Annotated in this window: 9 protein-coding genes and 1 pseudogene; 4 read left to right on the top strand and 6 right to left on the bottom strand. The window is 72.0% G+C overall.

The genetic code is table 11. The annotated features are described in order from the left end of the window. Window positions 1–127: pseudogene (locus D0D15_RS34605) on the top strand (IS630 family transposase); the annotation flags it as partial. On the opposite strand, the gene D0D15_RS34600 reads toward D0D15_RS34605, so the two are convergent. Genes D0D15_RS34600 through nicT form a run of 5 tightly spaced genes read right to left on the bottom strand, consistent with a single transcriptional unit; the run spans window position 124 to window position 5,827 of the window. Continuing rightward, window positions 124–1,266 (bottom strand): CaiB/BaiF CoA transferase family protein, encoded by a 1,143-nt coding sequence (locus tag D0D15_RS34600; RefSeq protein ID WP_115945059.1) that lies wholly within the window; start codon window positions 1,264–1,266, stop codon window positions 124–126. The pseudogene D0D15_RS34605 and the gene D0D15_RS34600 overlap by 4 nt on opposite strands. 15 nt (window positions 1,267–1,281) lie before the next feature. Next, window positions 1,282–2,304, bottom strand: a complete 1,023-nt coding sequence (locus D0D15_RS34595) for a flavin-containing monooxygenase (protein ID WP_094003627.1) — start codon at window positions 2,302–2,304, stop codon at window positions 1,282–1,284. A gap of 56 nt (window positions 2,305–2,360) precedes the next feature. After that, window positions 2,361–4,556, bottom strand: coding sequence for a heavy metal translocating P-type ATPase (locus tag D0D15_RS34590; protein WP_094003626.1), 2,196 nt, complete (start codon window positions 4,554–4,556; stop codon window positions 2,361–2,363). A 4-nt stretch (window positions 4,557–4,560) separates the two neighbouring features. After that, window positions 4,561–4,770, bottom strand: a complete 210-nt coding sequence (locus tag D0D15_RS34585; protein ID WP_094003625.1) for a heavy-metal-associated domain-containing protein — start codon at window positions 4,768–4,770, stop codon at window positions 4,561–4,563. Continuing rightward, window positions 4,763–5,827, bottom strand: a complete 1,065-nt coding sequence (nicT, locus tag D0D15_RS34580) for a Nickel transporter NicT (protein ID WP_094003624.1) — start codon at window positions 5,825–5,827, stop codon at window positions 4,763–4,765. Before nicT ends, D0D15_RS34585 begins: the two co-directional genes overlap by 8 nt. Window positions 5,828–5,980: 153 nt before the next feature. Between nicT and D0D15_RS34575 the strand changes: the two genes are divergently transcribed. After that, window positions 5,981–6,262 (top strand): metal-sensitive transcriptional regulator, encoded by a 282-nt coding sequence (locus D0D15_RS34575; protein WP_017986268.1) that lies wholly within the window; start codon window positions 5,981–5,983, stop codon window positions 6,260–6,262. A 354-nt stretch (window positions 6,263–6,616) separates the two neighbouring features. Here D0D15_RS34575 and D0D15_RS34570 read toward each other — a convergent pair whose 3' ends face one another. Then, the gene (locus D0D15_RS34570) at window positions 6,617–7,156 is read right to left on the bottom strand and encodes a TetR/AcrR family transcriptional regulator (protein ID WP_167481609.1); all 540 of its coding nucleotides are present in this window, start codon (window positions 7,154–7,156) and stop codon (window positions 6,617–6,619) included. An 84-nt stretch (window positions 7,157–7,240) separates the two neighbouring features. On the opposite strand from D0D15_RS34570, the gene D0D15_RS34565 reads away from it, so the two are divergent. Further along, window positions 7,241–8,404, top strand: coding sequence for an MFS transporter (locus D0D15_RS34565; RefSeq protein WP_115945058.1), 1,164 nt, complete (start codon window positions 7,241–7,243; stop codon window positions 8,402–8,404). A gap of 22 nt (window positions 8,405–8,426) precedes the next feature. Further along, window positions 8,427–9,038, top strand: a complete 612-nt coding sequence (locus D0D15_RS34560) for a D-sedoheptulose-7-phosphate isomerase (RefSeq protein ID WP_094003622.1) — start codon at window positions 8,427–8,429, stop codon at window positions 9,036–9,038. Window positions 9,039–9,097 lie beyond the last annotated feature (59 nt).

The following is a 9,097-nucleotide window of genomic DNA, read 5'->3' as shown; positions in this document are numbered from 1 at the left end:
CGACATCCGCGCATGGATCGAGACCTGGAACAACGAACCACGGCCCTACGTCTGGACCAAGACCGCCGACCAGATCCTTGACTCCATCGCACGCTACTGCACGCGAATTAATAACTCAGGACACTAGTCGCCGTCCTTCAGCCAGGTGCGGATCTCGTCGCTGTGTTCGCCGAGCTTCGGTGGCGGCTGGCGGTAGGCGGGCGGCGTCTTCGTCAGCCCGATCGGGTTGCGCACGACGTCCAGCCCGCCCAGCGGGACGCGCGGCGCGAGCCCGAGCCGGTCGGCGAGCTGGAACGCCTCGGCGAGGTCGTTGACCGGACCGCACGGCACGCCCAGGGGCGTGAGCAGCTCGAACCACTCGTCCGCGGGCCGGGTGCGCAGCCGGACGCCGAGGAGCTCGGCCAGCTCGGCGACGTGCGCGACCCGCTGGGCGTTGGTGGTGAACCGCTCGTCGGTCGCCAGCTCCGGCACGCCCAGCGCCTCGGTGAGCGCCGCGAACTGCCGGTCGTTGCCGACCGCGATGACGATCGGCCGGTCGGCGGCCTGGAACACCTCGTACGGCGCGACGGACGGGTGCCGGTTGCCGAGGATGCCCGGCACGACGTCGGCCATCACGTGGTTCGCGCTCTGGTTGACCATGCTGGACAGCAGCGCGCCGAGCAGGTTGACCTCGATCAGCTGCCCCTCGCCGGTCGCGTCGCGGTGGCGCAGCGCGGACAGGATGCCGACGGCCGCGTGCAGGCCGGTCAGGACGTCGACCAGCGCGACGCCGACCTTCGTCGGCTCGCCCGGCGCGGGCCCGGTGACGCTCATCAGCCCACCGACGGCCTGCAGCAGCAGGTCGTAGCCGGGCAGGGCCGCACCGGCGCCGCTGCCGAACCCGGAGATCGAGCAGTAGACCAGGCCCGGGTTGCCCGGGGCGAGGTCGTCGTAGCCCAGGCCGTAGCGGGCCATCGTGCCCGGGCGGAAGTTCTCGACCACCACGTCGGCGCGGTTCGCCAGCGCCTTCGCGGCGGCCAGGTCGTCGGGATCGGCGAGGTCGAGGGTGATCGAGCGCTTGTTGCGGTTGACCGACCGGAAGTACACGGCCTCCCCGCCGGCGTGCGGCGGGCCCCAGGCGCGGGTGTCGTCCCCGGCGCCGGGCCGCTCGACCTTGATCACCTCGGCTCCGAGGTCGGCGAGCAGCATGGTCGCGTACGGCGCGGCGAGCACGCGGCTGAAATCAGCGATGACGACGCCCGACAGCGCCCCGGTTCGATCGGTCACACCGTCCCTTCTACCTCATCGGCGGAGGCGGCGGACCACGTAGCGTGCGTCACGGCCGACGCCGCGCAGGCTGGCGGACACCAGCGTGCTCTGCCACTCCAACCCGACGTACCCGAGGCCGGGCACGGACGTGGACACGCCGCGCCGGTGCTCCGGCAGGCCGCGTTCGTCCAGTGCGCCGAGACCGGCGAGGTAGGGCATGTCCGGCCGGTACCCGGTGGCGAGCAGGAGCGTGTCGACGGGTTCGCGGCGGCCGTCCGGCCAGACGACGTGGTTGCCGTCGAGGCGGGTGAACATCGGCCGGCGGTCCGGGCGGCCGGCGCGGATCAGCCGGCGGTAGCGACCGGTGTCGATCACCGGAACGGTCGGCGGCTCACCCTTGATCCGGCGCGGCAGCACGGCCACACCGGTGACGGTGAACCAGAACTGCAGGTCCTTGCCCAGCGGCCGCTGCGGCGCGTACCGGATGGGCTTGCGCGTCGCGAGCGTCACCGACGAGACCCCGGCCAGCTCGGCGGCGATCTGCACCCCGGAGTTGCCCGCGCCGACCACGACGATCCGCTGCCCGGCGAACGCGCTCGGCTCCCGGTAGTCCGCCGCGTGGATCACCTTGCCCGCGAAGGAATCCAGCCCGGGCAACGCGGGCGTGTACGGCTTGCCGAACCACCCGCTGGCCGCGATGACGATCGGCGCCTCGAACTCCTCCTCCGCGCGCACGACGAAACTCCCGTTGCGCCGCACGGATTCCACCCGGTGCCCGGTCCGGATGTCCACGTCCAGCCCGGCGGCGTAGTCGCGCAGGTAGGCGACCACCTCGTCGCGCACCGGGTAGTGCCGGGGGTCGCCGGGAAAGCGTTTGCCAGGCAGGGAACTGTAGCCGGCGGGCGAGAACAACGTGAGGCTGTCGTAGTAGCGGGGCCAGGATCCGACTGGCTCCGCCTGCGCCTCCAGCACCACCGGCTTCAGCCCGGCCTCCCGCAGCGCGTACGCCGCGGCGAGCCCGGACTGGCCGCCTCCGATCACGATCGCGTCCGGCATCACGCCTCCCCCAGGTCGGTCACCACCCTAGTCGGCCCGGGCGACGTTGTGTTCCGCTACGAGAAGGCGCGCAGCCGCAACGAGTTGGTCACCACGAACACCGAGCTCAGCGCCATCGCCGCACCGGCGATCATCGGGTTGAGCAGGCCGAGCGCGGCCAGCGGGAGGGCCGCCACGTTGTAGGCGAAGGCCCAGAACAGGTTGCCCTTGATGGTGCCGAGCGTGCGGCGCGCCAGCCGGATCGCGTCGGCCGCGGCCCGCAGGTCGCCGCGCACCAGCGTCAGGTCGCTCGCCTCGATCGCGACGTCGGTGCCGGTGCCCATCGCCAGTCCCAGGTCGGCCTGCGCGAGCGCGGCCGCGTCGTTGACGCCGTCGCCGACCATCGCGACCCGGTTTCCCTTGTCCTGCAGGCGTTTCACGGCGTCGACCTTGTCGGCGGGCAGCACCTCGGCGATCACCTCGGTGATGCCGACCTCGCGGGCCACCGCCTTCGCGACCGTCTCGTTGTCGCCGGTCAGCAGCACCGGCCGCAGCCCGAGCGCCGCGAGCCGGCGGACCGCCTCGGCGGAGGTGGGCTTGACCGTGTCGGCCACCATCAGGACCGCGCGCACCTGGCCGTCCCAGCCGACCGCGACGACCGTGCGGCCCAGCTCCTCCGCCCCGGTCTTGGCCCGCGCGAGCGCCTCCGGGAGGCGCAGGCCCCACTCGGCGAGCAGCGCGGCGCGCCCCGCCACGACCGTGCGGCCCTCGACCACGCCCTGCACGCCCAGGCCCTCGACGTTGCGGAACTCCGACACGGGCGCGTGCTCGTCCACGGCGGCGGCGATGGTCTTGGCGATCGGGTGCTCGGAGGCGTGCTCCAGCGACCCGGCCAGCCGCAGCACCTCGTCGCGGTCCGCGCCGTCGGCGAGCCGGACGTCGACCAGCGACATGCGGCCGGTGGTGACCGTGCCGGTCTTGTCCAGCACGACGGTGTCGATCCGGCGGGTGGATTCCAGCGCCTCCGGGCCCTTGATGAGGATCCCGAGCTGCGCGCCCCGGCCGGTGCCGACGAGCAACGCGGTCGGCGTGGCGAGCCCCAGCGCGCACGGGCAGGCGATGATCAGCACCGCGACCGCCGCGGTGAAGGCCGAGGTGGTGGGTTCGCCGAGGGCGAGCCAGGTGATCAGCGTGCCCAGCGCGAGCACCAGCACGATGGGCACGAACACCCCGGACACCCGGTCGGCCAGGCGCTGGACCTGCGCCTTCCCGGTCTGCGCCGCCTCCACGAGCTTCGCCATCTGCGCGAGCTGGGTGTCCGACCCGACGCGGGTGGCACGCACGACGAGACGCCCGCCCGCGTTGACGGTGGCGCCGACGACCGCGTCGCCCCGCCCGACCTCGACCGGCACGGACTCGCCGGTCAGCATGCTCACGTCCACCGCCGACGAGCCGTCCTCGACCTCGCCGTCGGTCGCGATCTTCTCGCCCGGCCGCACCACGAACCGGTCCCCCACCGCCAGCTGCGACGCCGGGATCCGGACCTCGGCGCCGTCCCGCAGCACGGCGACGTCCTTGGCCCCCAGCTCCAGCAGCGCACGCAGGGCGGCGCCGGCCCGGCGTTTGGCGCGCGCCTCGAAGTAGCGCCCGGCCAGGATGAACGTGGTCACCGCCGTGGCGACCTCGAGGTAGATGCGGCTTTCGCTGCCGCGCTCGATGGTCAGCTCGAACGGGTGCCGCAGCCCGATCTCCCCGGCCTCGGTGAACACCAGCGCGTACACCGACCACAGGTAGGCCGCGAGGGTGCCGACGGAGATGAGGGTGTCCATCGTCGCGGCGCGGTGCTTGAGGTTCGTCCACGCCGCCACGTGGAACGGCAGGCCGGCGCCGAACACGACCGGTGTCGCCAGCGCCAGGGAGATCCACTGCCAGTAGTCGACCTGCCAGGCCGGGACCATCGCCAGGACGACCACCGGCAGCGACAGGACCGCCGCCGCGAGCACCCGGTCCCGCAGGCCGGTGACGTGGTCGTCGCCCTCCTCGCCGGCCCGCGGCAGCGTGGCCGAGTACCCGGCGGCGACGACCGTGTCGACGAGCTGCTGCGGCTCGACGCCGGCCGGGAAGCTGACCGTGGCCTTTTCGGTGGCGTAGTTGACCGTGGCGGTGACCCCGTCGAGCTTGTTCAGCTTGCGCTCGATGCGGTTCGCGCACGCGGCGCAGGTCATGCCGCCGATGGCCAGTTCGACCTCGGTGCGCTCGGGGGCGGCGGTCATCGGGTCACCGGGAGGCGAGCTCGTACCCGGCCTCGTCGATGGCGGCGCGGATCGCGTCGTCGCTCAGCTCCGCGGCGCTCACCACGGTGACCGCGCCGGTCGGCAGATCGACCTTGACGTCGGAGACGCCCTCGATCTTGGTGACCTCCTCGGTGACGGAGGCGACGCAGTGCTGGCAGGTCATCCCGGTGACGGTGTAGACGGTCTCAGTCATGCCCGGAACTATACCCCCTACCCGTACCGGGGGTTGCCCAGCGTTCCTCGATGCGGCCGAAGCGCCACACCACCCAGGCGATTACCCAGGTCAGGACGAACAATCCCACGATCACGAACCCGGCGTGGTCGAGGTTCATCCCGGCGATCCAGGCCAGCAGGCCGCTCGTGATCCCGGCCTGGTCGACGAGCACGGAGATCAGCTCGATCACGCCGATGACCAGGGCGACCACGACGGACAGGGCGGTCACGGTGATGTTGTAGAAGATCTTGCGCACCGGGCGCGCGAAGGCCCAGCCGTAGGCGTAGTTCATGAAGAAGCCGTCGGCGGCGTCGAAGAGGGTCATACCGGCCGCGAACAGGACCGGCAGCACGAGGATGGCGTACCAGGGCAGCGCGAACGCGGCGGCGCCACCGGCCAGGACCAGCAGGCCGACCTCGGTCGCGGTGTCGAAGCCGAGGCCGAACAGTACCCCTACCGGGTAGATGTGCCACGGCTTGCGCACGGCGGCGGTGGCCTTGCCGAGGATGCGGTTGAGCAGGCCGCGGCTGGCGAGCCTGGCCTCGAGTTCGGCCTCGTCGAACCGGCCGCGGCGCATGTCGCGGGCGACCTTGACGATGCCGATCAGGACGACCAGGTTGATCACGCCGAGCAGGCACAGGAAGGCGCCGGACACGGACAGGCCGATCACCCCGGTGACGTCGTGCAGGGTGGAGGAGTCGTTCTCGACCTCGCCGGCCAGCGCGCGCACGCCGAGTGACAACAGCAGGCACAGCCCGAACACGATCGTGGAATGCCCGAGGGAGAACCAGAAACCGACCGTGAGCGGACGCTGCCCGTCGGCGATGAGCTTGCGGGTGGTGTTGTCGATCGCCGCGATGTGGTCGGCGTCGAACGCGTGCCGCATGCCGAGGGTGAACGCCGTGACCCCGAGGCCGACGCCGAAGACGCCGGATGCGCCGATCGCGAAGTGCTGCGGCACGACGAGCAGGAGCAGGACCCCCCAGCCGGCGACGTTGAGCGCGAGGATGAAGCCGGCCATCCCCGCCACCGACATCCGTTCCCGCCTGCCGAGCGGGGTCCGATCACCCACGGATAACCTCCATCACCTGTTCAGGTAATCAGATGAACAGACGGCTCCGTTCGACGCAAGGGCGCGCATACGGGGAGCGGGTATGATGGCGGGAGTTTTCCTACAGCGGAGGCGGACATGGCGAGCTACAGCGGCGACAAGGACGCCTACCTCAAGCGACTGCGCCGGATCGAGGGCCAGATCCGCGGCCTGCAGCGCATGGTCGAAGAGGACAAGTATTGCATCGACATCCTGACGCAGGTGTCGGCCGCGACGAAGGCGCTGCAGTCGTTCTCGCTCGAGCTGCTGGACGAGCACCTGTCGAGCTGCGTGGTCGACGCGGCGCGCGCCGGAGGCCGCGAGGCGGAGGTGAAGGTCCGCGAGGCCAGCGACGCCATCGCACGCCTCGTGAAGTCCTGACCCGCCCGGCCGGCTCGGAGCCCGCCGGTGCTTCCACGCCCCGACGCTCTTGCCGGCCGTTTCGCCAACCCCAGGAGCCAGCGCGCGGCCCAGTCGCGACCGCCTTCACCCGATGAACCGGCTCCGCCCCCCAGAAGTCATCCCAGCGGCACAGTCGCGACTGCCTCCACCCCTACACAGCCCTCCGACGCCGCGCCCGGCCCCGAGAAGTCACCCCCAGCAGCGCCGTCATAACCGTCTCGCCAGCGAGCCGGTGCGGCGCCCGGCCCGGGGAATTCACTCCAGCAGCACGGCGCAATCGCCTTCACCCGGCGCGCCGCCCAGCACCCTCCGCCGCCACACCCGGCCCCAGACTCACCCCAGCAGCGCCGTCGCGACCGCCTTCGCGCGGTGGGCCGGCTCCGCGCTGCGCTCGCGTAGCGCCGTCACCAGTGCCCCGTCGATCAGCAGCATCAGCTGCGCCGCGAGCGCCGCACTCGAGGCGTACCCGGCCTTCTCGAGCAGCCCCGCCAGGTACTCCGTCACCGCGGCCTTGTGCGCCCGCGCCAGCCGGTACACCGCCGTGTCCGTGTCGCCGAGCTCGGCCATCGCGTTGATGAACGCGCAGCCCCGGTAGTCCGCCCGCGCGAACCGTTCGGCGAGGAAGTCGAACACCGCCAGCGGGTGGTCGCCGCGTGCCGCGACCCCCTCCGCCAGCGCCTGCCGCCACTGCCGGTCGCGCTCGCTCAGGACCGTCTCGACCAGGTCGTCCTTGCTCGCGAAGTGCCGGTAGAACGACGCGCGCCCGACCCCGGACTCCTCCAGCAACCGCTCGACCCCCACCGCGCGGATGCCCTCCGCGTAGAACAGGTCCTCCGCGGTCTCCACCAGACGCTCACGGGCACGGGTCGGCATACCCCCACGATATCCGAACTTGACGAGAAACGGAACCGATCAGTACCGTTCAAACGGAACCGATCAGTACCGTTTGGGGAGCCCATGGTCACCACCACCACCGAACGCCTGTCCCCCCGGATAGGCGTCCTGACTATCGCGACGTTCGCCGTCGGCACGGACGCCTTCGTCGTCAACGGCGTCCTGCCCGAACTCTCCCGCTCGCTGGATGTCAGCGTCGGCGAGGCCGGCCAGCTCGTGTCCGTCTTCGCGATCGCCTACGCCGTCCTGTCCCCGGTGCTCGCCGCCGCGACCGGGAACTGGCCGCGGCGCACCGTCCTGCTGGCCGCGCTCGGCGTCTTCGTAGTGGGCAACGCCATCACCGCGCTCGCCCCGGACTACGGCCTCGCGCTGGCCTCGCGCGTGATGGCCGCGGCCGGCGCCGCGGCCATCACCCCGACCGCCTCCACCGCCGCGGCCGCCCTGGCCTCACCCGAGCGGCGCGGCCGCGCGATGTCGCTGGTCACACTGGGACTGGTGTCGTCGACCGCGCTGGGTGTGCCGATCGGGACGCTGCTCGGTTCCGTCGCGAGCTGGCGCGAGACGATGTGGCTGGTCCTCGCGCTGGGCGTGGTGACCGGGGCCGGCGTCGCGCTCTGGCTGCCTCCGGTGCCGAACCCGCCGGCCACCACCCTGCGGGCGCGCCTGGCCCCGCTTCGGGACCGCACCATCGCGCTGATCCTCACCGCGACCGTGGCCATGTTCATCGGGATCTACCTGGTCACGATCTACCTGAGCGTGATCGTCGAGCACGCGACCGCGGGCGACGGCGTCCGCCTCACCGTCCTCCTGTTCGCCGCCGGAGTCGCCGGCACGATCAGCAACGTCGTCACCGGCGGCTGGACCGACCGCTTCGGCCCGATGCGGGTCATCACCATCGCGATGGCCCTCGGCGCGCTCGACTTCGCGCTCATGCCGTGGACGACGGCCACGTTCGCGGGCGCGTTGATCGCCGTCATCGCCTACGGCCTGGCGTCGTGGTCGGTGATGGTGCCGCAACAGCACCAGCTGATCGCCGCCGCACCGGCGACGCCGTCACTGGTCGTGTCGCTGAACGCGTCGGCGATCTACCTCGCGGTGTCCCTGGCCGGGGTGCTGGGCGCGGCCGCGCTCCAGCTGGTGCCCGGCCCGTTCCTGCCGTGGCTCGCGGCCTTGTTCCTCCTCGTCGGCCTGGCCGCCGCGTGGGCGGCGGAGAAGTTTAAACGTTGAACGGCAGGCAAACCCCCTGCACATGAGCGCGACCACCACACTTCCGGACGTGGCGCGCGGACACCTGGACATCCTGGATGAGACGCTGAGCGCGCTCCGTCAGCAGACGGCGCGCCTCACGCGTTGGGGCCGCGTGCTCGCCGAGCGGTTGCGCGAGGGCAACCGCCTGCTCGCGGCGGGCAACGGCGGGTCCGCGGCGGAAGCGCGGCAACTGACCGCGGACCTGCTTGGCCGCTACCACGACGACCGCCCACCGTTCTCGGCGATCGCCCTGCACGCCGACACCTCCAGCCTCACGGCGGTGGGTGACGAGTACGAGTACGACCACGCCGAGGTCTTCGCGCGGCAGGTCCGGGCGCACGCCCGCCCGCGCGACATCCTCGTACTGCTGTCGGCGAGCGGGCGCAGCCGCAACCTGGCGCGAGCGGCCGAAGAGGGCATCCGGGCGGGGGCGAACGTGTGGGCGCTGACCGGGCCGAGCCCAAACCCGCTGGCGAACGTCGTCGAGGACGCGCTGTGCCTGCCCGGCACCGCGGCCACCGTGCAGGAAGCCCACCTCGTGGCGGTCCACATCCTGTGCGCGGAAGTGGAACGCGCACTGTCCACAGGGGACGGCGGGCGAAAGGCCTCCTGAGCCCGGAGGACGAAGCGCCCCGAATTGTCAGACCCCACCCCTAAAGTCCACCCCATGCC

The organism is Amycolatopsis thermalba, assembly GCF_003385215.1.
Taxonomy (GTDB): Bacteria; Actinomycetota; Actinomycetes; order Mycobacteriales; family Pseudonocardiaceae; genus Amycolatopsis_E; species Amycolatopsis_E thermalba.
The sequence above is the reverse complement of the archived record's forward strand: the minus strand, read 5'-3'. Positions and strand labels throughout refer to the sequence as shown.

Coding starts and splice junctions, on each gene's coding strand:
- D0D15_RS34565 (WP_115945058.1), top strand. CDS start 7,241: ATGGTCACCACCACCACCGAACGCCTGTCCCCCCGGATAGGCGTCCTG.
- D0D15_RS34570 (WP_167481609.1), bottom strand. CDS start 7,156: ATGCCGACCCGTGCCCGTGAGCGTCTGGTGGAGACCGCGGAGGACCTG.
- D0D15_RS34590 (WP_094003626.1), bottom strand. CDS start 4,556: ATGACCGCCGCCCCCGAGCGCACCGAGGTCGAACTGGCCATCGGCGGC.
- D0D15_RS34560 (WP_094003622.1), top strand. CDS start 8,427: ATGAGCGCGACCACCACACTTCCGGACGTGGCGCGCGGACACCTGGAC.
- D0D15_RS34575 (WP_017986268.1), top strand. CDS start 5,981: ATGGCGAGCTACAGCGGCGACAAGGACGCCTACCTCAAGCGACTGCGC.
- D0D15_RS34595 (WP_094003627.1), bottom strand. CDS start 2,304: ATGCCGGACGCGATCGTGATCGGAGGCGGCCAGTCCGGGCTCGCCGCG.
- D0D15_RS34585 (WP_094003625.1), bottom strand. CDS start 4,770: ATGACTGAGACCGTCTACACCGTCACCGGGATGACCTGCCAGCACTGC.
- nicT (WP_094003624.1), bottom strand. CDS start 5,827: ATGTCGGTGGCGGGGATGGCCGGCTTCATCCTCGCGCTCAACGTCGCC.